This is a genomic window from Flavobacterium sp. GNP008 (assembly GCF_056428965.1).
On the sequence record NZ_JBWJVL010000004.1, the window covers coordinates 53,675 to 73,825 of the forward strand.

Annotated in this window: 23 protein-coding genes and 1 pseudogene; 16 read left to right on the forward strand and 8 right to left on the reverse strand. The window is 33.0% G+C overall.

The window, feature by feature from the left end; genetic code table 11:
• Positions 1-37: 37 nt before the first annotated feature.
• Positions 38-946, reverse strand: coding sequence for a YihY/virulence factor BrkB family protein (locus AC0608_RS12175; RefSeq protein WP_417961491.1), 909 nt, complete (start codon positions 944-946; stop codon positions 38-40).
• Positions 943-1,800 (reverse strand): carboxylating nicotinate-nucleotide diphosphorylase, encoded by an 858-nt coding sequence (nadC, locus tag AC0608_RS12180; protein WP_417990428.1) that lies wholly within the window; start codon positions 1,798-1,800, stop codon positions 943-945. Before nadC ends, AC0608_RS12175 begins: the two co-directional genes overlap by 4 nt.
• 467 nt (positions 1,801-2,267) lie before the next feature.
• On the opposite strand from nadC, the pseudogene AC0608_RS12185 reads away from it, so the two are divergent.
• The 3 genes and pseudogenes from AC0608_RS12185 to rlmH all read left to right on the forward strand — a co-directional run.
• Positions 2,268-2,492: pseudogene (locus AC0608_RS12185) on the forward strand (hypothetical protein); the annotation flags it as partial.
• A 144-nt stretch (positions 2,493-2,636) separates the two neighbouring features.
• Positions 2,637-3,128, forward strand: a complete 492-nt coding sequence (locus tag AC0608_RS12190) for a CIA30 family protein (protein WP_478289233.1) — start codon at positions 2,637-2,639, stop codon at positions 3,126-3,128.
• A 128-nt stretch (positions 3,129-3,256) separates the two neighbouring features.
• Positions 3,257-3,730: a 23S rRNA (pseudouridine(1915)-N(3))-methyltransferase RlmH gene (rlmH, locus tag AC0608_RS12195; RefSeq protein ID WP_478289234.1), complete on the forward strand. Its 474-nt coding sequence runs from the start codon at positions 3,257-3,259 to the stop codon at positions 3,728-3,730.
• A 23-nt stretch (positions 3,731-3,753) separates the two neighbouring features.
• On the opposite strand, the gene AC0608_RS12200 is transcribed toward rlmH, so the two are convergent.
• Both AC0608_RS12200 and folP read right to left on the reverse strand, forming a co-directional pair.
• A complete protein-coding gene (locus AC0608_RS12200) occupies positions 3,754-4,374 on the reverse strand; it encodes a hypothetical protein (protein WP_478289235.1) in 621 nt (206 codons plus the stop codon).
• 5 nt (positions 4,375-4,379) lie between these two features.
• Positions 4,380-5,201 carry a dihydropteroate synthase gene (gene folP, locus AC0608_RS12205; protein ID WP_478289236.1) on the reverse strand — a complete coding sequence of 274 codons (822 nt, stop codon included), beginning with the start codon at positions 5,199-5,201 and terminating at the stop codon, positions 4,380-4,382.
• A gap of 88 nt (positions 5,202-5,289) precedes the next feature.
• Here folP and AC0608_RS12210 point away from each other — a divergent pair, with 88 nt between their 5' ends.
• The 4 genes from AC0608_RS12210 to tpiA all read left to right on the forward strand — a co-directional run bounded on the left by AC0608_RS12210 (position 5,290) and on the right by tpiA (position 8,617).
• Complete coding sequence (locus AC0608_RS12210) at positions 5,290-5,835, forward strand: DUF1599 domain-containing protein (RefSeq protein ID WP_478289237.1); 546 nt, start codon at positions 5,290-5,292, stop codon at positions 5,833-5,835.
• Positions 5,836-5,848: 13 nt separating this feature from the next.
• Positions 5,849-6,949, forward strand: a complete 1,101-nt coding sequence (locus AC0608_RS12215) for a BT_3928 family protein (protein WP_478289238.1) — start codon at positions 5,849-5,851, stop codon at positions 6,947-6,949.
• Between the two features lie 331 nt (positions 6,950-7,280).
• Entirely contained in the window at positions 7,281-7,778 is a 498-nt protein-coding gene (locus AC0608_RS12220) for a TlpA family protein disulfide reductase (RefSeq protein WP_417961509.1), read from the forward strand.
• A gap of 86 nt (positions 7,779-7,864) precedes the next feature.
• Positions 7,865-8,617, forward strand: a complete 753-nt coding sequence (gene tpiA / locus AC0608_RS12225) for a triose-phosphate isomerase (protein WP_417961511.1) — start codon at positions 7,865-7,867, stop codon at positions 8,615-8,617.
• Between the two features lie 47 nt (positions 8,618-8,664).
• Here tpiA and AC0608_RS12230 read toward each other — a convergent pair whose 3' ends face one another.
• The gene (locus AC0608_RS12230; RefSeq protein WP_478289239.1) at positions 8,665-9,888 is read right to left on the reverse strand and encodes a porin; all 1,224 of its coding nucleotides are present in this window, start codon (positions 9,886-9,888) and stop codon (positions 8,665-8,667) included.
• Between the two features lie 94 nt (positions 9,889-9,982).
• Between AC0608_RS12230 and prmA the strand changes: the two genes are divergently transcribed.
• The 4 genes from prmA to AC0608_RS12250 all read left to right on the forward strand — a co-directional run bounded on the left by prmA (position 9,983) and on the right by AC0608_RS12250 (position 13,180).
• Positions 9,983-10,816, forward strand: coding sequence for a 50S ribosomal protein L11 methyltransferase (gene prmA, locus AC0608_RS12235; RefSeq protein ID WP_478289240.1), 834 nt, complete (start codon positions 9,983-9,985; stop codon positions 10,814-10,816).
• Between the two features lie 46 nt (positions 10,817-10,862).
• Complete coding sequence (locus AC0608_RS12240) at positions 10,863-11,138, forward strand: ATP-dependent Clp protease adaptor ClpS (RefSeq protein WP_478289241.1); 276 nt, start codon at positions 10,863-10,865, stop codon at positions 11,136-11,138.
• Between the two features lie 92 nt (positions 11,139-11,230).
• The gene (locus AC0608_RS12245; RefSeq protein ID WP_478289242.1) at positions 11,231-12,499 is read left to right on the forward strand and encodes a sterol desaturase family protein; all 1,269 of its coding nucleotides are present in this window, start codon (positions 11,231-11,233) and stop codon (positions 12,497-12,499) included.
• A gap of 9 nt (positions 12,500-12,508) precedes the next feature.
• Positions 12,509-13,180 carry a lysoplasmalogenase gene (locus AC0608_RS12250; protein WP_478289243.1) on the forward strand — a complete coding sequence of 224 codons (672 nt, stop codon included), beginning with the start codon at positions 12,509-12,511 and terminating at the stop codon, positions 13,178-13,180.
• A gap of 45 nt (positions 13,181-13,225) precedes the next feature.
• On the opposite strand, the gene AC0608_RS12255 is transcribed toward AC0608_RS12250, so the two are convergent.
• Complete coding sequence (locus AC0608_RS12255; RefSeq protein ID WP_417961524.1) at positions 13,226-13,642, reverse strand: DUF6691 family protein; 417 nt, start codon at positions 13,640-13,642, stop codon at positions 13,226-13,228.
• A 40-nt stretch (positions 13,643-13,682) separates the two neighbouring features.
• Entirely contained in the window at positions 13,683-14,243 is a 561-nt protein-coding gene (locus AC0608_RS12260) for a YeeE/YedE family protein (RefSeq protein WP_417961526.1), read from the reverse strand.
• 195 nt (positions 14,244-14,438) lie between these two features.
• On the opposite strand from AC0608_RS12260, the gene AC0608_RS12265 reads away from it, so the two are divergent.
• The 5 genes from AC0608_RS12265 (at position 14,439) to AC0608_RS12285 (ending at position 18,657) form a co-directional block, all read left to right on the forward strand.
• Positions 14,439-14,891, forward strand: coding sequence for a 2-dehydro-3-deoxyphosphooctonate aldolase (locus AC0608_RS12265; protein WP_417990436.1), 453 nt, complete (start codon positions 14,439-14,441; stop codon positions 14,889-14,891).
• 194 nt (positions 14,892-15,085) lie between these two features.
• A complete protein-coding gene (gene kdsA, locus AC0608_RS12270; protein ID WP_478289244.1) occupies positions 15,086-15,904 on the forward strand; it encodes a 3-deoxy-8-phosphooctulonate synthase in 819 nt (272 codons plus the stop codon).
• A gap of 18 nt (positions 15,905-15,922) precedes the next feature.
• Positions 15,923-16,768: a hypothetical protein gene (locus AC0608_RS12275; RefSeq protein WP_478289245.1), complete on the forward strand. Its 846-nt coding sequence runs from the start codon at positions 15,923-15,925 to the stop codon at positions 16,766-16,768.
• 236 nt (positions 16,769-17,004) lie between these two features.
• Positions 17,005-18,096, forward strand: coding sequence for a PAS domain-containing sensor histidine kinase (locus tag AC0608_RS12280; RefSeq protein ID WP_478289246.1), 1,092 nt, complete (start codon positions 17,005-17,007; stop codon positions 18,094-18,096).
• A 66-nt stretch (positions 18,097-18,162) separates the two neighbouring features.
• Positions 18,163-18,657 (forward strand): SRPBCC family protein, encoded by a 495-nt coding sequence (locus AC0608_RS12285; RefSeq protein WP_417961536.1) that lies wholly within the window; start codon positions 18,163-18,165, stop codon positions 18,655-18,657.
• A gap of 95 nt (positions 18,658-18,752) precedes the next feature.
• Here the strand turns inward: AC0608_RS12285 and AC0608_RS12290 are convergent, their stop codons facing one another.
• Positions 18,753-20,144 carry a M28 family peptidase gene (locus AC0608_RS12290; protein WP_478289247.1) on the reverse strand — a complete coding sequence of 464 codons (1,392 nt, stop codon included), beginning with the start codon at positions 20,142-20,144 and terminating at the stop codon, positions 18,753-18,755.
• Between the last annotated feature and the right edge of the window lie 7 nt (positions 20,145-20,151).

The following is a 20,151-nucleotide window of genomic DNA, read 5'->3' on the forward strand; positions in this document are numbered from 1 at the left end:
GGAATAACTCCAAATAACAAAACTATTTTGATTTAATTTAGTCTCTTTTTGCTTTTAATTTATTTACAGTGGCATTCAATTCAAAACCCAAAAGTAATATCATGCAGTTGATCCAAATGTAAAACATCAAAATCAATAATGTTCCTATTGATCCGTATAATTCATTGTATTGTGAAAATTTTGTAACCCAAATTCCAAAAACATACGAATCTAAAAGAACCAAAATAGTAGTAAAAACAGAACCTATAGAGATAAAAGCTCTGTTTTTATCGTGTTTTGTACCAAATTTAAAAAGTATGGAGGTTGTGACCAAAATCATCAAAATAACAAAAGCATATCGCCCTAAAACTATCAATTGAATCTGATCGCTAAAGACTGTTTTTTGTATAAATACCTCAAAAACAACAATTATCGCTACAGTTACAATCAAAAGCAATGACAATAATAACGACATGCCTAATGCGACAAAATATTGTCTTATAAAACCTCTTTTAATCAAGACATGGCGCGAGGTTTCAAAACCTCCTAAAATTCCATTTAATCCATTTGCCATCAAAAAAATAGACAATATAAACCCCGAGGATAACAATCCCGAATCACTATTATTAAGAATATCATTTATAATTTTATAAATAGCATCATAGGTATTAGGAGGCACACCATCCTTTACAAACAGCAGGAAATCTTCTTGAAAACCAACAATAGGTATGAACGGAATTAGATTTAATATGAAAAGTGCAAAAGGAAACAACGCCATAAAAAAGCTAAATGCAATGGCACTGGCATGATAGGTCAATGCGCTTTCAATAATTCCCAATCCATATATTTCTAACAAATCATATAAAGACAAGCCTTCTAACCAAGGTAGTTTTATCTTTTTTAGACCAAACATCAAATTCCGTATAATTGGAATTCTTTGTAATTTCACCTCAATTTCTTTACTCATATTGCTTTCAAACTCAAATCCATGTTATATACGGAGTGTGTCAAGGCGCCTGACGAGATATAATTCACACCACATTGAGCATACTTGCGAATGGTATTTTCATTAATATTTCCTGATGACTCTGTCAAGCATTTCCCTGCGATCAAAGTTACCGCTTTTTTAGTATCTTCATAATTGAAATTATCTATCAAAATTCTATAAACACCTTCACTTTCAAGAATTTCTTTGATTTCGGCCAAATTTCTGGCTTCCACAATAATTTTTAGATCTAGATTATTTTCCTTTAGATAGGCTTTAGTTTTGGCTATAGCTAGCGTAATTCCACCCGCAAAATCGTTATGATTGTCCTTAAGCATTATCATATCATAAAGAGCGAAACGATGATTTTCTCCTCCGCCAATTTTTACTGCCCATTTTTCACAGGCTCTAAATCCAGGTGTCGTTTTTCGTGTATCCAAGATCTTTGTATTTGTTCCTTCTAATAAACGAACATATTCTTTAGTCTTAGTTGCTATAGCGGACATTCGCTGCATTGAATTTAAAACGACACGTTCTGACTTCAAAATCGATTGTGAACTTCCCGTAACATGAAAAACTACATCTCCTTTTTTTACAGGAGTTCCATCTTCAATAAAGGTTTCTATTTGCAAATTAGCGTCTACATACTCAAAAATCATTTTGGCAAAAGCTACCCCGGCAATAATTCCATCTTCTTTTACAAGTAACTTAGCTTTACCATTTGCTGTTGCAGGAATACATGCCATAGAGCTGTAATCCCCAGGACCAACATCTTCCCGAATGGCGTTTTCTATTAATAGGTGTAACTCGGTACTGAATTGTGCTTCACTAATCATTTTAAAGGAAATTTATGGAATGCTAAAGTAAGGTATATTTTGGAAATTTGAAAATTTGTGGACTTCGTAATTTTGAAAAACCATATTCCGATTTCCTTTATGTCAAGTACTATGTCAGTATACAAATAAAACATCATGAAGACAATGACAGTTGTATTTAGATCGCGATTAACTGAAAGAAATGTTATAGTAAATCTCTCGTTTTATCTAGTGCAGTACTATTTAAAATCTTATATTTGGGTTTAGTAATAAAAACATCGTTTATGAAATATTTTTTAAGCCTTTTTATTGTATCATCACTGTTATTGACTTCTTGTAAAAAAGAAACAGAATCGAAACCGAACTCCACTATAACGAATATAGTGCCATTTACTGAAGTTGGCAGACAGATGAAAAATGAAGCTTCAACAGCAAATCAGCAACAACAAAATACCACTATTGATCCCACTACAATTGCCAAAGGCATGAATCCTGCTCATGGCCAACCTGGGCATAGGTGTGACATAGCTGTTGGCGCTCCTTTGAACTCTCCTGCTGTCGCACCACAACAAAACACAACACCTCCTGCAAATACTGTAACTACTGCAACGACTCCAGCAGAAGCAACCCCTACGGTACAAGGAATAAATCCACCTCATGGACAAACTAATCATCGATGTGATATTGCTGTTGGTGCTCCATTGCCTAAATAGGAATTTAAAGGATTCCAAAATCAAGTTACTATAAAAACAGCCCTATTTATGACAATTTAGTGTTTAGAACCGCATCTCGTTTTAAATTTTATTCAAAGAAACGATACACTTTCTGAAATACAGTAATTTATATACTCCGTTTTAATGAACTCAATTTTAATCTTTCCTTTAAATTTAAATAGCATTCTAAGCAGTTGGAAAACGGTAAACGATGCTGTAATGGGCGGAACATCCGAAAGTAAATTTTACCTAAACTCACACAATCAAGGTGTTTTTGAAGGTAGTGTATCTTTAGCTAACAATGGAGGATTCTGTGCGGTAAAACATTTCATAGAACAAATCAGTATAAACAATTACAAACTTTTTTACATTCGCCTAAAAGGAGATGGTAAAAAATATCAATTTAGAGTCAAGACCAACCGAAATGATTCCCATTCCTACGTATTTGCCTTTCAAACTAATTATGACTGGCAAACTATTGAAATTCCAATTACCGAGTTATATCCTGCTTTTAGGGGTCAAAAATTAGACCTCCCTAATTACGATGGATCCAATTTAGAAGAAATTGCCTTCTTAATAGGTAATAAAACAGAAGAGAAGTTTCAACTGCTTATTGAAACAATTGAAGTGAAATAAATTAGACAATTAGTTGTTTTATCCCACACTCTCAATGTTGCGTTACTCCTATGTACACTATTCTATCAAAGATAACACGTTTAAAAATTACTAATTTTTCTATCTTTGCGCTTCTGAAATCCAACAAAATGAACATCAAATTGATTGCTATCGGTAAAACTGATAACAAAGCCTTACAATCCTTAATAGACGATTACACCAAACGTTTGTCTTTTTATATCAAGTTCGATTTAGATATCATTCCTGATATCAAAAACGTAAAAAACTTATCCGAAAGTCAGCAGAAAGAGAAAGAAGGGGAATTGATTTTGGCGAAAATTACACCAACAGACCAACTCATCTTATTAGATGAAAACGGAAAAAACTTCTCCAGTCTAGGCTTTTCAGAAGAATTACAAAAAAAAATGAACTCTGGGGTTAAGACTCTAGTTTTCGTGATTGGTGGGCCTTATGGATTTTCGGATACCGTTTATGCCAAAGCGCAAGGAAAAATATCACTGTCTTTAATGACGTTCTCCCATCAAATGGTACGATTGTTCTTTATAGAGCAATTGTATCGTGGCTTTACGATTTTAAGAAATGAACCGTATCATCACCAGTAATGATTTTGTTTGAAGTTTAAGGTTTAGTAAATAAATTCTTGATTACTTTTCATTTTTAATTTTAAACTTTCAATAAAAATTTTATTTTGAACATAACTTCCAAAATTTAAGTTTTTATCATAACAAAAAACATAATGGCTTGAGGTGTTGTTTGACAGCTTATTCAAATAGACTTGTAATTCTTGTTGTTTTACACCTATCATATCTACTAAAATTTCATTGTTTTTGGTAAAAAAGACAATTACTCCTGACTTTGGTTTTTCTAGTTTATAAAATACGTTTGTAAAAGGAAAAAAAGCCAAATTTCTACCAATCGTATCAGTGTAGGAATAATAATTTTCGGCCTTTTCATTCTTGTGTGCTTTCTCTGTACGCTTTTTCTCCTGCAACTTCATGATTTCCGGAATGGCAAGTCGTAACGGTAAACGTTTGTCAACATTTAGAATCCAATTGGTAGAAATAATACTGTTTTTCCTGTTTACTTCTGCTAGCGTATCTTTTCCTTTTGTTCTAAAAAAAATATAGATTGGCGAAAGATCATCTACATTTTTGACAATTGTTGTGTTGGCTTTTGGCAACAAAATATCCTCTTTGTTGCCACAAGAAAACAAAGCAAAAAGAACAATCAAAGTAAAATATTTCATCGTTATCAATTGATTTTATTGAATAATGCAACACATTCCATCGCTTCTTTTACATCGTGGACACGAAGGATTTTTGCTCCTTTGGTCAATGCCAAAGTATTCAAAACCGTAGTTCCATTTAACGCATTTTCTATCGTAGTGTCAAGGATTTTATAAATCATTGATTTTCTGGATATCCCAATAAGAAGTGGCAATTCCAGCATATTAAATAATTCCATCTTTTGAAAAACTTCGTAATTTTGAGCTATTGTTTTGGCAAAACCAAATCCTGGATCGATAATCAAATCATTGATTCCAAAACTTCTAGCTTTGGCAACTTTTTCAGAAAAATAGAATAGCATTTCTTTTACAATATCTTCATAACTTGTGAGAGATTGCATCGTTTGCGAATTCCCTCTCATGTGCATCATTATATATGGAACATTGTATTTTGTAATTACCCCAAACATCTTATCGTCTAGATTTCCAGCCGAAATATCGTTGATAATGGCCGCACCACTTTCGATAGATCTTATCGCCACTTCGCTCCGAAACGTGTCAATAGAAAGCATCGTTTCCGGAAAATGCTTTAGAATCAAATCAACAACAGGTATAATTCTTGAAATTTCTTCATATTCCGAAACAAATTCTGCATTAGGTTTACTGGAATAAGCGCCAATATCTATAAAACTGGCTCCATCAAGTAGCATTATTTCAACTTGAGAAAGAATTTCGGTTTCATTTTTATACTTGCCACCATCAAAAAAAGAGTTGGGTGTCACATTCAAGATCCCCATTACTTTGGGAGTGGATACGTCAACAAGTATTCCTTTGCAGTTAATAGTCATTCGTTTACAGTTTTAAATACTTCAAAATTTTACATTCAAAAAAATTATCTTATTTTTGAAAAAATTTGAATACAAATATACACCAATAATGAAGAATACTTCAAAGGAATATGATACTGTAATTGCGACTTGTCGTTCGTTGTTTACCAACAAAATGAAAGATTACGGATGTGCTTGGCGAATTTTAAGATTGCCTTCGTTAACAGATCAAATTTATATTAAAGCACAAAGAATAAGAAGCTTACAAGAAAACGAAATCCGTAAAATTGATGAAGATGAAACAGGTGAATTCATTGGGATTATCAATTATTCCATTATGGCATTAATTCAATTGGAATTAGGCGTTGCAGATCAACCTGATTTAGAAGTTGCAAAAGCGACTGAATTATACGATACCAAAGTCAAGCTGACCAAAGAGTTAATGCTGAATAAAAATCATGATTACGGTGAAGCTTGGCGCGACATGCGTGTGAGTTCACTAACCGATTTGATTTTGCAAAAATTGCTTCGCGTCAAACAAATTGAAGATAACAAAGGAAAAACATTAGTCTCTGAGGGTATTGATGCTAATTATCAGGACATGATCAATTACGCGGTTTTTGCCTTAATTTTAATGGGTTTTGGAAATAAATAATACAATCATACAAATGAAAAATATAATAACTCAATTTTCTAGAATATTTGTTGGAATCCTATTCATTATCTCCGGATTAATTAAACTCAACGATCCTATTGGGTTTTCCTATAAATTAGCTGAATATTTTAGTGAACCTGTTTTTAACATGCCCTTTTTCATTCCGTTTGCATTAGGAATTTCTTTATTTTTAGTTATTCTTGAGGTCGTTCTGGGAATTATGTTGCTCATTGGCTACAAAACCAAATTTACTATCTGGAGTTTACTAATCTTGATTGTACTGTTTACTTTCCTTACTTTTTATTCAGCTTATTTTAATGTGGTAAAAGATTGTGGTTGTTTTGGAGACGCTTTGAAGCTAACACCATGGCAATCGTTTACAAAAGACATTGTGTTACTGTTCTTTGTTCTTATCCTGTTTTTTAATAGAAAATTAGTTCAGCCATTGTTCAGTAATACTATTCAAAATATAATCCTGTACGCCAGTATCGTTTTGTCGTCGTTTATGGGCGTTTTGGTTTTAAATCATTTACCCTTAATAGATTTCAGACCATTTAAAGTTGGAAATAATATCCAAAAAGGAATGCGCATTCCTGACAGTGCTGAAAAATCAGTAGTTGAAATGGTCTTTATTTACAAAGTAGGCGGCGTAGATACCGAATTTACTGAAAAAAATTTAATGTCGATTCCGGAAGGTGCCGTTTTTGTAGACCGAAAAGATAAAGTAATCTCAGAAGGTTACGTTCCACCTATTCATGATTTCACGATGGAAAAAGACGGCTCTGATTACAAAGAAGAGTTTTTAGACGCTCCAAAAGTGATGCTGATTGTGGCCTATGATTTAGTACATGCTGATAAAGCAGGCTTGGCTAAAATGGAAAAACTGAATCAGGAAGCGAAAATAAAAGGATATAAAGTAATAGGAATGACAGCATCTTCTCCAGAAGAAATAGCGGCTATTAAAAAACAGTTTGGGTTGTCTTTTGATTTTTATTTCTGTGATGCCATCACTTTAAAAACAATTGAAAGAGCCAACCCTAGTATTGTTGTATTAGAAAAAGGAACAATAGTACAAAAAGTTCATCATAATGATCTCAAGAATTTAAAGCTGTAAAGTTTAAAATTTAAGATCTAAAGTTTTCTTATCGGGAAGCTCTAATCCTTAAATAGAGACACGCTGTACTGCTTTAAAATAAATTCATACTAAATATTCTATTACCTTTTTATTAATAGTATGTGATACTTATCTACAAATCATATTAAAAGATCATTATTATCTTGGTCTGAAAGAGTTGTTTTTTAATTATCAAGAAATCAAACTTACCTGATTATTTATCAACTATAACGATATTATTCAGGCATTGTAGAAATGTGCTTTCAAAAAAAGGAATTCTGTATAATGCATTCAAATTGTTTGTTTAACTTTGTTTTAAAACAATCTTACAATGAAAAAAATAATAGTAATACTAATTGCATTAGCAACTTTCTCTTGCACATCAACCGCACAAAAAAAAGAATTTTCTAAAGAAGCTTTATCAGAGACCCTTTTAGCCACTGATGGAAGTCAAGTTGCCTTTAAGGATATTTTAAAAAAATACAAAGGAAAAACCCTGGTAATTGAAGTTTGGGCTTCGTGGTGTGGCGATTGCGTAAAAGCAATGCCTAAACTAAAAGAATTACAAGCCACTAATCCTGATGTAGCCTATTTATTTATTTCAATGGACAAAACCGCTGATAAATGGAAAGCTGGAATTGAAAAACACCAATTAAAAGGAGATCATTTTATGGCAAATGATCAAATGAAAGGTGTTTTTGCAAAAGCCGTTGATGTAGATTGGATTCCAAGATACATTGTTGTAGACAAAACCGGAAAGATCGCATTGTACCGCGCTATTGAAACTGATTTTGATAAAATTAACAGCACTTTAGCAAATTTAAAATAAATTATTTTAAACATCAGTTGAAAAAAGAAATCCATTGAACAGATTTTCAAAAAATCAAAACCAAAAACTAAATATACACAACTATAATGAGAAAGAAGATTGTCGCAGGAAACTGGAAAATGCATAAAAATGCAGAGCAAACAGAAGATTTATTAAATGAATTAATAGCAAAAATTCCAACAGATACAGCCGTACAAGTTATAGTAGCTCCTACTTTTGTGAACTTAGCATCTGCTGTAGATCATTTAGAATTTACTAATATCGATGTTGCTGCTCAAAATGTTCATCAAGCAGAAAGTGGTGCGTTTACGGGTGAAATTTCAGCTGATATGTTAAAAAGTGTTGGTGTTGATACTGTAATTTTGGGACATTCAGAACGTAGAGCCATTTTTCATGAAACAGACGCTTTGATTGCTAATAAAGTAAACACAGCTTTGGAACATGACATGAGAATAATTTTTTGCTTTGGAGAAGAATTGAAAGATCGACAATCAAAAAATCATTTTAATGTAGTAGAAAATCAATTGCGAGATGGTTTATTCCATATTCAAGCCAAGGACTGGGAAAGTATTGTTCTAGCGTATGAGCCTGTTTGGGCAATAGGAACTGGAGAAACTGCTTCTCCTGAACAAGCGCAGGAAATGCATGAGTTTATCCGGGAAACAGTTCGCAAAGCTTTTGGAAGTGATATCGCTGAAAACGTATCCATTCTTTATGGTGGCAGTGTGAAACCTGATAATGCAAAAGAAATATTCTCAAAACCTGATGTTGATGGTGGTCTTATTGGAGGTGCTGCACTAAAAGCTGATGATTTTATGGCAATTGTAAACGCTATATAAGTTTATTGAATTATAAAAAAAGCGATGGTTTAATACCATCGCTTTTTTTATATTCCTATTTCAATTTGAAAACGCAGGTACCAATTATTCTTTGTACTTCCATCAAAATAATTTAAGGTATCAAAAGTCAATTCACTTTGTAATTTGAAAGTATGTTCCCAAATGTACTTCGTTAAACCAATGGTGTATTGATCTGCATTTGGAGCAAAAGCCTGAATATCCTCGCCAACTTTTTGAGTGGAATACCTCCCTATAATCTCATAGTTTGAAGGAAAATTATAACTCAACTGATAATCATACCCGCTACCTACGTAAGCAAAATTAGACAATAAACTATTATCTGGATTTATTGTAACAGCATTTCTAGTGCTATTTCTTGACATATAACTAGACATCGCTGACCAGCCATTGTATTTTAACATGACGTCTAGCAAAACCGATTTCATAGTTCGCTCTTGATATAAATCGCTCCCTAATTGTCCTTGGGTTCTTTTGGCATGATTGTTTTGCTGAAAAGCTCCGGATAGCATCAATTTCAGCTTTTGTTCTCTTACAATATCTCCTTCAAAGTAGGTACCATCTTTAGCAAAAGCTCCAAAGGGTAACAACTCCACTTTACCTGTCAAAGCAACTCCCAAATCTGCATTTCCGGTAATGTTGCGCCCTTCACCTGTAGAAATAGCTGTTTTGAAGTTATATGAAAATTTATCTTTAAATTCATTCATATTGTGAATTTGAAGACCAAAATCCCTATCGATCGTGAATCTCGCATTATTAATGGATCGATCCGTCAACTGGAGGCCACCAGATGAATTTACACGTTGGCGATTTCCTGGCAATTTTGTTTGACCAAAACTAATATTCCAATTTTTACTTGGTCTATAAAAAACCACCGCGTCACGAATAATATTAATATTTTCCCCTTCTCTAATTTCACCTATGTCACCCGGGGCAAATGACAATTGAATTGCATATAAAAACTTTGGTGATCCCACATATCCATCTAATCGCAACCGCAATCTTCGGATTTGTGCATCATAAAACCCGTTCTCGTCTTCGTTTTTAGTATAAGTCACTCGGTTCTGCATTCGAAAACGAATGTTTAACTGGTACAAACTGTCAGGTGACGTAATTCCAATGCCTTTACCAAAACTATAATAAGGCAGGGCCGACAATTTCAAGTCATTATCCTGTTTACTCGGCCTTATGCTTACTTGTGCCATACTTGAAATACTAAAAAGTAAAATAAAAAATAAGAGGCTTTTTTTCATCAGGTAGCAGTGTATATTTTGTGCAAATGTAAAATAAAAATTGATTTACAAATGCTGTTTAAATAGCTATTGCTACCTTTGCAAAAAAAGAAGCATGTCAAACATTTACATAGGATATCATTTTAATATTGAACCAAAAGAATTAGGATCGGAAATTTTAATCGCTGAATTAGGCGAAAAAGCATTTGAGAGTTTTACAGAAACTGAAACTGGAATTTCAGCTTTTGTACAAAAGGATTTATGGGACGAAACTATTTTAGAAGATATTCACATTTTGCAATCGGAAGAGTTTAAAATCGATTACACCTTTGAAGAAATCGAACAAGTGAACTGGAATGAAGAATGGGAAAAGAATTTTGAAGCTATCGATGTTGATGGAAACTGTCATGTACGCGCTCCATTCCATCCAAAGACAAATGCCGAATTTGATATTGTAATTGAACCAAAAATGAGTTTTGGAACAGGTCATCATGAAACAACACACATGATGATTCAACATTTACTGGAAATGGATGTTACTGGAATGAAAACACTAGATATGGGTTGCGGAACCGCTATTTTAGCTATACTTGCAGAGATGAAAGGCGCTTTCCCAATTGACGCAATTGATATTGACAACTGGTGCTATTTAAACTCAATAGAAAATGCAGAACGCAATAATTGTAAACACATTACAGTTTATGAAGGAGATGCTGCTCTATTAAAAGGTAAAAAATACGATTTAATCATAGCCAATATCAACAGGAATATTTTACTAAACGACATGCAACATTATGTAGATTGCCTGATGCCAAAAGGAACATTACTTTTAAGCGGTTTCTATCAGGAAGATATTCCAGTTATCGATGCTTCTTGCACGGAGAAAGGATTAACGTATGTTAAAAAATTTGAAAGAAACAATTGGGTATCTTTAAAATATGTAATTTAGCATTTAAATCTTTTTATTAATTACGAAAGTACAAAAACCCTACAAAATGAGTACTAAAGAAAAAGTAAGAGAAAAGGTAAGTGTCAAAGAGGTTACCAGTTTAGACAATGAGATCATAGTTTACAACGATGATGTAAATACGTTTGACCATGTAATAGACACTTTAATTCGCGTATGTAACCACACTGCAGAACAAGCGGAACAATGTTCGCTAATAGTCCATTATAATGGAAAGTGCACCGTAAAAACTGGGCCTTATAGCAAATTAAAACTACAATGCTCCCAATTATTAGAAGCGGGTTTAAATGCTGAGATAATTTAGCTCAAAAAACCAACTCCTAAATGAATTAAGTACTGTAAATAATTTAAAAACATTCTCTTTTATTATATATTTGAATAATAAAATGTGTTTTTATGGAAGAATATGGTAAAATTTTAGTTTTTGTAATGCCTATTTTTTTAATTTTAATTATCATTGAAAAAATATACGGGCATTACAAAGGCGAAGATACTTCTCCAAATATGGACTCTGTATCAAGTGTAAGCTCTGGAATGATGAATTCTCTTAAAGATGTTTTGGGGCTTAGTATAACACTGGTTTCTTACAACTGGATTGTCTCTAACATCGCTTTATTTGATCTTCAAGCACACTTTATAACTTATCTTATTGGATTTACAGCTATTGATTTTTATGGATATTGGAGCCATCGTTTATCCCACCAAATTAATTTTTTATGGAAACATGCCATTCATCACAGCAGTGAGGAATTTAACTTAGCTTGTGCTTTACGCCAACCAATATCCAGTTTTGTTAATCTATTTACTTTTCTATTACTCCCTGCTGCTCTTTTAGGAGTTCCATCCAAGGTGATTGCGATTACCTTGCCCATTCATTTATTTTTGCAATTCTGGTATCATACCAAGCACATCAAAAAAATTGGTTTTCTAGAAAACATACTTGTTTCTCCATCACATCATAGGGTACATCACGCCATAAATCCTGAATATTTAGACAAAAACCATTCACAAATATTTATTTTTTGGGATAAGATATTTGGTACTTTTCAAGCAGAATTAGAAACTGTCCCACCTGTTTTTGGAATTACAAGACCGGCGAGAACATGGAACCCGATTCGGATTAATTTTCAACATTTATGGTTGCTGATTACAGATGCTTGGCGCGCCGAAAACTGGAAAGACAAGTTTACCATTTGGTTTAAACCTACAGGCTGGCGTCCAGAAAATTTTGAAGATAAATATCCGATAACCAAAATTACGAATGTGTATGATTTTGAAAAATATGGAGTTCATCATTCTAAAAAATTGATGTACTGGTCCTTATTCCAAGCAATTATTACATTATTACTTATTAGTTATCTGTATAATTCGATTGCAGTAATCGGTTTACCAAATGTATTTATTTACGGCGCATTCCTCTTTCTGACCGTTTACAGCTACACGGAATTAATGGATACCCGAAAAATTTCTCTATTATGGGAGAGTATTCGGTTTTTATTTGGCATTGGGTTCATTTTCAGTTTTGGAGATTGGTTTGGTATGAATCAACTTTTTCCCTTTGCAAGTTACATTGTTGCTGGTTATCTATGTTTATCGTTGTTGGTAACCCTATACTTTGTAATCAGAAATTTTGAAAGAGATCTCGTTTTTCAAAGAAAATCTTAAAAAAATGATATGAAAAAAAACTCGGTATTAAATCGTTTTATTGCATTTAGCCTTCTCTACCTTTTAATAATTTTTTTTGGTAAAGAGGATATTGCGTGGTTTTTAAAACCCTTTTTAGTACCGTTTCTTATTCTTGCTGTTTATATACAGGAACCATTCACTACTAAGAAAATCCTTCTAATAGCCTTAATGCTGTCTTGGATTGGAGATCTAATTTTGATGTTTGCTGACAAAGGAGAAGTGTATTTTATTCTAGGATTAATTGCGTTTCTTTTTTCGCATATTTTTTACATTGTATTATTTAGCAAACAATTAAAGATTTATTTAAAGAAAAGTAAAATTATTTTCTGGATAGGAGTTACCACAATTGTCTTTTATTTGATCGTAATGATGGTGCTTTTATTGCCAACTCTTGGCACCTTGAAAATTCCTGTCTTTGTCTACGCACTTACAATTTCCATTATGTTATTATTTGCGCTCAAAGGCTTTTTAAATTGGCAAAAACCAGCTAACAAATATATTTTAAGTGGTGCAACACTTTTTGTAGCTTCAGATAGTATTATGGCATTTGATAGGTTTTATATACCGCTACAATACAGTTCTTTCTTGATTATGGCTACTTATCTACTTGCGCAATATTTAATTGTCATTGGAATTTTAAAATTAAATAAAAAAAAGTAGCATTCCCATAAGAGAATGCTACAAAAAAAAACAAATATATTCCGATTAATGAGGTAATTTATTTTTTAATAATCCGTATGCATAAGTACCTAATAAAGCCCCAAAAAGCACTATTGAAATGGTCCAGAAACCAGCTCCAAGCAAGATGAATATAGGACCTGGACAGGATCCAATTAATGCCCAACCCAACCCAAAAAACAATCCGCCAATCCAGTACCGTGCAGATCCCTTATCTTTATCCGGAAGTGCTATTGATTCTCCTTTTATGTCTTTTATATTATTTCGTTTTATGATTTGAATCCCAATTACTCCTGTCAAAATAGCTACAGAAATAATTCCGTACATGTGAAACGATTGAAATTGGAACATTTCATAAATACGATACCAAGAAACGGCTTCTGATTTAGTTAAAACGATTCCAAAAACAAAACCAACTAATAAATATTTTATTATATTTTTCATACTTTATATTTAAATTTAAATGATAGGGGCTAACTGTTGGCTAGCTTAAAATCAATGGTAATAAGAAATGAGCCATTATCAACCCACCGATAAAAAATCCTATAACGGCTTTTAAAGAAGGGATTTGTAAATTACTCAAACCAGAAATAGCATGTCCTGAAGTACATCCTCCAGCGTAGCGCGAGCCAAAACCAACCAAAACACCTCCAATAAGTAATATTAAAATACTTTTTGGAGAATCTAAAACAGATAATCCAAAAAGAGCATCCGGCATTAATTTTCCGTTTGGAGCATCGATCCCTAATTGTGCTAATTGTGCAATTGTTTTTGGGCTAATATTTACATTTGAGGCATCTCCCATAAAATGTACAGCAACAAAACCACCTAGCATGGCTCCTAAAACTACTATCAAATTCCAGCGTTGTGCCTTCCAATCAAAATCAAAAAAGCTAAGTCGTTTGCCCAAACCCGCCATAGAACAAAGCGAACGCAAATTAGAAGACATTCCGAATGATTTTCCAAAATAAAGAAGAGCAAGCATAATCATACCAATCAAAAATCCAGAAACATACCAAGACCATGTTTGAAAAATAATATCCATATTGTTATTTTTTTTTCAAAGATAAGAAGCATTTAGTAGGATCTATGTGAGAAATGTTACATTTGATAAAATGAGGCTCTACATTTATGGTAGGAACTCGCGATAAGGTATGAAGTTCTGTTTATATTTGTATTTTATAATTACTTGGTATTGTAATTGCAATTACAATTTTTGAGTTTAAAATTTACCCAAATTATGAAAAAATCGATCCTTTTTTTTGCTTTACTGATTGGAATATCTTCTTGTTCAAGTACACAATCTACATTAAAAAACACTGATGATACTGCGCCTAATCTTATCCTTTCACAGGACAATACCTTTGTGATTACGGAATACAGTACAGACAAAAAATATGGCTATAACAAAGATTATCCCATCAATATTTTTTTCAATAATACTAAAAATGAAACGATCAATCAAGCTCGGTTTTTAAACGCTTTGGCTGGCCCTAAAGGGGAAGCAATTACATATACGAAATTAGAAAACTGTTGCCCGTTTCCAACAAAAAGAAGCGAATTAGGTGCCGGTTTTTTGGATGTTTATGAATTAAAATGGATTGGCCAAAAAAAACCGGTTGTCCTTTACTTAAATATCTATGAAAAAGGGATACTAAAGGTTCCAATGGGACTTTCATTGAAAAAAAAATAACCTTCGCGTTCTAAAATAAACTAATAATCCAAAATCCCTAGCCCTGATGGCGGTGAAAATCCTCACGCTTTTAGGGAGATTGCAACGTACAGCAGGAAAAGCTTCCAATAATAAGGTAGCCTCACAAATTATTTGCAAATCGTAAATCGTAAATCGTAAATCATAACTACCTTTGCACCTTTAAAAATCATATTATGAACTTACAACATATTCCACAAATCAAACATGCTGACAGTGGCAATTTCTTTCTACTTGCTGGCCCTTGTGCCATTGAAGGCGAAGAAATGGCAATGCGAATAGCTGAAAAATTAGTTGGCATTACTGATAATTTACAAATTCCTTTCGTTTTCAAAGGTTCGTTTAAGAAGGCCAATCGCTCTAGAATTGATAGTTTTTCAGGAATTGGAGATGAAAAGGCACTTAAAATTCTTAGAAAAATTTCGGAAACATTTAAAGTACCAACCGTAACGGACATTCATACAAATGAAGATGCAGATATGGCTGCACAATATGTAGACGTTTTACAAATTCCTGCTTTTTTAGTACGCCAAACAGATTTAGTTATGGCTGCAGCAAATACCGGAAAAGTAGTCAACTTAAAAAAAGGACAATTTATGAGTCCTGAAAGTATGAAACATGCTGTTCAAAAAGTATTGGATTGTCACAATGAAAACGTAATGGTTACCGATAGAGGGACCATGTTTGGGTATCAAGATATGATTGTTGATTTTAGAGGAATCCCTACGATGCAACAATATGCCACTACTGTTCTTGATGTAACACATTCATTACAACAGCCCAATCAAACCGCTGGAGTAACAGGAGGAAGACCGGATATGATTGAAACTATTGCCAAAGCAGGTATTGCTGTAGGTGTGGATGGAATTTTTATTGAAACCCATTTTGATCCTGCTAATGCAAAAAGTGATGGCGCAAATATGTTGCATTTAGATTACTTTGAATCACTAATGACCAAGTTAGTTGCCATCAGAAAAACAATAAATACATTTTAAATTTAGGACCCAAATTCATTGAAGCATTTTTTTTTATTTTCAGCATTCCTAATTATACTATTTACAAATACTACAATTGCACAGGAAAAAACAATCGTACAAGATCAATACACCACTCATAACAAAGGGAAATTTTTTGTTTCCTGGGGTGGAAATCGAGAGAATTATTCTAAATCTGACGTGACTTTCCGAGGTAAAGAGTACAACTTTACTTTAGAGAATCTAGAAGCGCACGACAAACCTAAAGGTTGGCATATTGACTACATCAATCCAACAAAAATGACCATACCACAAACTAATTTTAGAATGGGGTATTTTATAAGTGATCATTATAGTGTAGCCATTGGTGTGGATCACATGAAATATGTAATGACACAAAATAAGGCAGTTACTATTAATGGATATTATCCTAATCCCGGATCGTATGATGAGTCATTACCCAACAATCAGGTGCTTTTGACCGAAAAATTTCTAAAGTACGAACACACGGATGGTTTAAATTATGTCAATACTGAATTTTCGAGACATGATGATATTTCGGCTATATTCAAAATTAGTAACACGGACAAAATTCAAATTAATTTAACCGAAGGAATTGGTTTTGGTCTCTTGTACCCAAAAACCAATACAACGCTGTTGGGAAAGGAACGTCATGATGATTTTCATGTTTCCGGTTATGGAACTTCTTTAAAGGCGGGATTAAATGTTACTTTTTTCAAGCACTTTTACATACAAGGGGAACTCAAAGGAGGTTATATCAATATGCAAGACATTAGAACCACAGAAAGTATTGAAGATAGTGCCTCACAAGATTTTTTCTTTTTTCAAAGAATCATTGCTGTTGGAGGAATATTTAAAATATAAATAGCAAGTAAATAATAAAAATGAGGCTGTCAGTAAAATGATAGCCTCGTTCTGTTTAATCTGTTTTTTATTAAAGTAACAGCAAACTAATTAATTTGCTCGAAAAATTTGTTTATTCCATTGTTTTAATCTTTAATAATTATTAGTTAAATTTGATTGTATCTTTCATTTAAAATCAGACAATTGCAAAATTTGTTTGTATTTAATTTTAGAATAATAAATAACTTTTAAACTTTATGGTAATACAACAAAGAAATCCTGATTCAGATGGGATTTATCACTTCGATAATTTTTTTAACATCTCAGCTGATTTTATTTGTATTGCAGGATTTGATGGCTATTTTAAAAGAATAAATCCCGCAGTATCAAATTTATTAGGTTTTACTGAGGAGGAATTATACGCCAGACCTATTAGTAGTTTTGTATATGCATCAGATCTTAAAATCACTATCGAAACCAGAGAACAAGTATACAAAAACAAGCCTCTTTTAAATTTTGAGAACCGGTATTTAACTAAAAGTGGCGAAATTATTTGGCTGTCTTGGACCTCAATGCCTATTGAATCTGAAAGATTAGTATATGCGATTGCCAAAAACATTACGCATAAAAAAAGGATGGAAGAAGAACGCAATTTGCTCCTTGCCAATCTTACACAAATTAACAAAGAACTTACCCTCTTGTCACACAAAACATCTCATGATTTAAAGTCTCCCATCAATAATATGCTTTCGGTTTTTAGTCTTATTGATGTTTCAAAAATAGAAGATCCGGAAACATTTGAACTAATTAATATTCTTAAACTAATCAGTCAAAATTTAAAACAAACGTTAAACGATTCAATTGATCAATTAGTGGTAAACGAGAACATAAATACTCAAATTGAAGAAATAAATCTTAAGGAATCACTAGACGAAGTACTTTTGTCAATAAATTCTTTAGTTATGGATTCAAAAGCAATTATTAATATTGACTTTTCAAATTTTGCTCATATTACTTTCAATAAAGCCTATATAAAAAGTATTTTTTTAAATTTATTAACCAATTCGATTAAATATACAAAGCCAGAACATTGCCCAATCATTACCATTCAATCTAAAAAAGTAAATGGTGTCCGCCAATTAATTTTTTCTGATAATGGCCTTGGTTTTGATATGGAAAAAGTAAAAGATAAAATTTTTGGTCTGTATGAAAAATTCAATACTAATAGTGACAGCAATGGTATAGGATTGTATTTAGTCTATAATCAAATCACCTCTTTAGGCGGTAAAATTGGGGTTGAAAGTTCCATAAATAAAGGGGCTACGTTCACAATAAGCTTCAAATATTAAATGAATACCTTTAATTATTTTCAAAACAAATTATAGTAGAAGTATCAGTAACTTAAATTTAACGATATGAAAAACTTTGATTGGACCACATTTACAAGACGAATTGCAGTACGTTCAAGTCTAACCGAAATGTATGATGCTTGGGCAAAAGCCACGGAAATAGAAAAATGGTTTTTAAGCAATGCTACCTATTTCGATGCAAACAAAAACTTGGTTGCCAAAGATACCCCAATCGAGAAAGATTTTATTTATGAATGGAATTGGTTCTTGTATGAAGGGATGGAGAAAGGAAAAATAATCGACACAAATGGTATCGATTTTATTCAATTTTCATTTGCTGGAGATTGCTTAGTTGACATTCAACTTTCCATACAAGACGATTATATCATAGTTGAATTGACTCAGAAAAACATCCCCACTGATGAAAGCTCAAAACAGAACATTCGACTAGGATGTGATTCCGGCTGGTCCTTTTTTCTGTTAAACCTCAAGTCTGTGTACGAAGGTGGATTGGATCTAAGAAATAAAGACCCCAAATTAAAAGGAATGATTAATAGTTAAGATAAAAAATCCACATTGTCCAAACATAAAAAAACTACAAGCACATCACTTGTAGTTTTTTGTTTTTAAATTAAAAATAACTAAAAACAGATACGTTATTGAGTCTTAACTGCAGTTACAATCCCATTCTGATCCATTAAATAGAGTAGAGATGCCATTGTTGCCGCTCCCAGTTCTAATTCTCTTTTATTGATTGCATCAAAAGTGTCGTTTGCTGCATGGTGATAATCAAAATACCGTTGCGAATCTGGTTTCAATCCAGCTTTTACAATTGTTTTAGAAGTTAATGGATCAATATCCGAGCCACTGTGCCCTTTAGTAAAACTATGAATTAAATACGGTTCAAATAAGCTTTTCCAACCTTCAATTTTATTGAAATTTGCAGCATCCGTTTCAAAAGAAAACCCTCTGGGGCTAAATCCGCCCGAGTCACTTTCCAGAGCAAAAATATGATTTTCTTTGTTGGCCTGTGCCAATTCTTCATACTTGTCTCCGCCTCTACCTCCATTTTCTTCATTCATAAAAAGGACCACCCGAAGCGTATTTTTAGGCTTATACCCTATGTTTTTAAAGATATTCATAACTTCCATACTTTGTACAACTCCTGCTCCATCGTCATGGGAACCATCGGCTAAATCCCAAGAATCCAGATGACCGCCTACTACCATGATATTCTCTGGATGCTCAGTTCCCGTTATTTCTCCCACTACATTGTAAGACAGAACATCTTCCATCTGCTGACAGGATTGTTTGAAATAAAATTTTAATTTTGGATTCTTTTTTAAAGTTTTACTCAATAATTCCGCACCATTAGTACTTATAGCAGCAGTGGGAATGTATTGTGATTTTGGAATGTCACCATAACTTTGGGCACCTGTGTGTGGGAAATCATCCAAGCGTAAATTCATAGAGCGTACAATCGTTCCCACAGCTCCAAATTTTGAAGCTTCTTTTGCACCGGCATAACGTTGATCAACACAACCTCCGTACGATTTAAAGGTCTCAATATTCTCCTGTTCCATGGGTCTGTTGAAAAAAACAATTTTCCCTTTTATTTTATTTCCCAGAACATTCAGCTCAGCAATACTTTGTACTTCAATCACTTCTGCAGTAAGTCCGTTTTTTAAAGTAGCCACAGAACCTCCCAAAGCACAAATAGGCACATTGATTTTGGTTTTATCGTCTTTAATGTAAGCCGTTTCTTTTATTCCTCGAACCCATTTTGGCACCATTACTTCCTGAAGATAAACCCTGTCGAATCCCAAGGTTTCTAATTCTGCCTTGGTGTATTGCACCGCTTTTTCAGCATTGGCTGAGCCTGATAATCGCGCGCCAATTTTGTTGGACAAATGGTCTAACCAAGAATAACATTTAGCATTCGTTAAGGAAGATTTATAGATTTCCTTTATGGTTTTTTCTTCGTTAGTTTGTGCAAAAAGAACAATTCCATTAAGAAACAGTGTAATACATAATATTGATTTTTTCATAATTTAT

What these genes read in the sequence shown, in the direction of transcription:
- AC0608_RS12175 (WP_417961491.1), bottom strand. Translation starts at nt 946, where the DNA reads ATGAGTAAAGAAATTGAGGTGAAATTACAAAGAATTCCAATTATACGG.
- nadC (WP_417990428.1), bottom strand. Translation starts at nt 1,800, where the DNA reads ATGATTAGTGAAGCACAATTCAGTACCGAGTTACACCTATTAATAGAA.
- AC0608_RS12190 (WP_478289233.1), top strand. Translation starts at nt 2,637, where the DNA reads ATGAACTCAATTTTAATCTTTCCTTTAAATTTAAATAGCATTCTAAGC.
- rlmH (WP_478289234.1), top strand. Translation starts at nt 3,257, where the DNA reads ATGAACATCAAATTGATTGCTATCGGTAAAACTGATAACAAAGCCTTA.
- AC0608_RS12200 (WP_478289235.1), bottom strand. Translation starts at nt 4,374, where the DNA reads ATGAAATATTTTACTTTGATTGTTCTTTTTGCTTTGTTTTCTTGTGGC.
- folP (WP_478289236.1), bottom strand. Translation starts at nt 5,201, where the DNA reads ATGACTATTAACTGCAAAGGAATACTTGTTGACGTATCCACTCCCAAA.
- AC0608_RS12210 (WP_478289237.1), top strand. Translation starts at nt 5,290, where the DNA reads ATGAAGAATACTTCAAAGGAATATGATACTGTAATTGCGACTTGTCGT.
- AC0608_RS12215 (WP_478289238.1), top strand. Translation starts at nt 5,849, where the DNA reads ATGAAAAATATAATAACTCAATTTTCTAGAATATTTGTTGGAATCCTA.
- AC0608_RS12220 (WP_417961509.1), top strand. Translation starts at nt 7,281, where the DNA reads ATGAAAAAAATAATAGTAATACTAATTGCATTAGCAACTTTCTCTTGC.
- tpiA (WP_417961511.1), top strand. Translation starts at nt 7,865, where the DNA reads ATGAGAAAGAAGATTGTCGCAGGAAACTGGAAAATGCATAAAAATGCA.
- AC0608_RS12230 (WP_478289239.1), bottom strand. Translation starts at nt 9,888, where the DNA reads ATGAAAAAAAGCCTCTTATTTTTTATTTTACTTTTTAGTATTTCAAGT.
- prmA (WP_478289240.1), top strand. Translation starts at nt 9,983, where the DNA reads ATGTCAAACATTTACATAGGATATCATTTTAATATTGAACCAAAAGAA.
- AC0608_RS12240 (WP_478289241.1), top strand. Translation starts at nt 10,863, where the DNA reads ATGAGTACTAAAGAAAAAGTAAGAGAAAAGGTAAGTGTCAAAGAGGTT.
- AC0608_RS12245 (WP_478289242.1), top strand. Translation starts at nt 11,231, where the DNA reads ATGGAAGAATATGGTAAAATTTTAGTTTTTGTAATGCCTATTTTTTTA.
- AC0608_RS12250 (WP_478289243.1), top strand. Translation starts at nt 12,509, where the DNA reads ATGAAAAAAAACTCGGTATTAAATCGTTTTATTGCATTTAGCCTTCTC.
- AC0608_RS12255 (WP_417961524.1), bottom strand. Translation starts at nt 13,642, where the DNA reads ATGAAAAATATAATAAAATATTTATTAGTTGGTTTTGTTTTTGGAATC.
- AC0608_RS12260 (WP_417961526.1), bottom strand. Translation starts at nt 14,243, where the DNA reads ATGGATATTATTTTTCAAACATGGTCTTGGTATGTTTCTGGATTTTTG.
- AC0608_RS12265 (WP_417990436.1), top strand. Translation starts at nt 14,439, where the DNA reads ATGAAAAAATCGATCCTTTTTTTTGCTTTACTGATTGGAATATCTTCT.
- kdsA (WP_478289244.1), top strand. Translation starts at nt 15,086, where the DNA reads ATGAACTTACAACATATTCCACAAATCAAACATGCTGACAGTGGCAAT.
- AC0608_RS12280 (WP_478289246.1), top strand. Translation starts at nt 17,005, where the DNA reads ATGGTAATACAACAAAGAAATCCTGATTCAGATGGGATTTATCACTTC.
- AC0608_RS12285 (WP_417961536.1), top strand. Translation starts at nt 18,163, where the DNA reads ATGAAAAACTTTGATTGGACCACATTTACAAGACGAATTGCAGTACGT.
- AC0608_RS12290 (WP_478289247.1), bottom strand. Translation starts at nt 20,144, where the DNA reads ATGAAAAAATCAATATTATGTATTACACTGTTTCTTAATGGAATTGTT.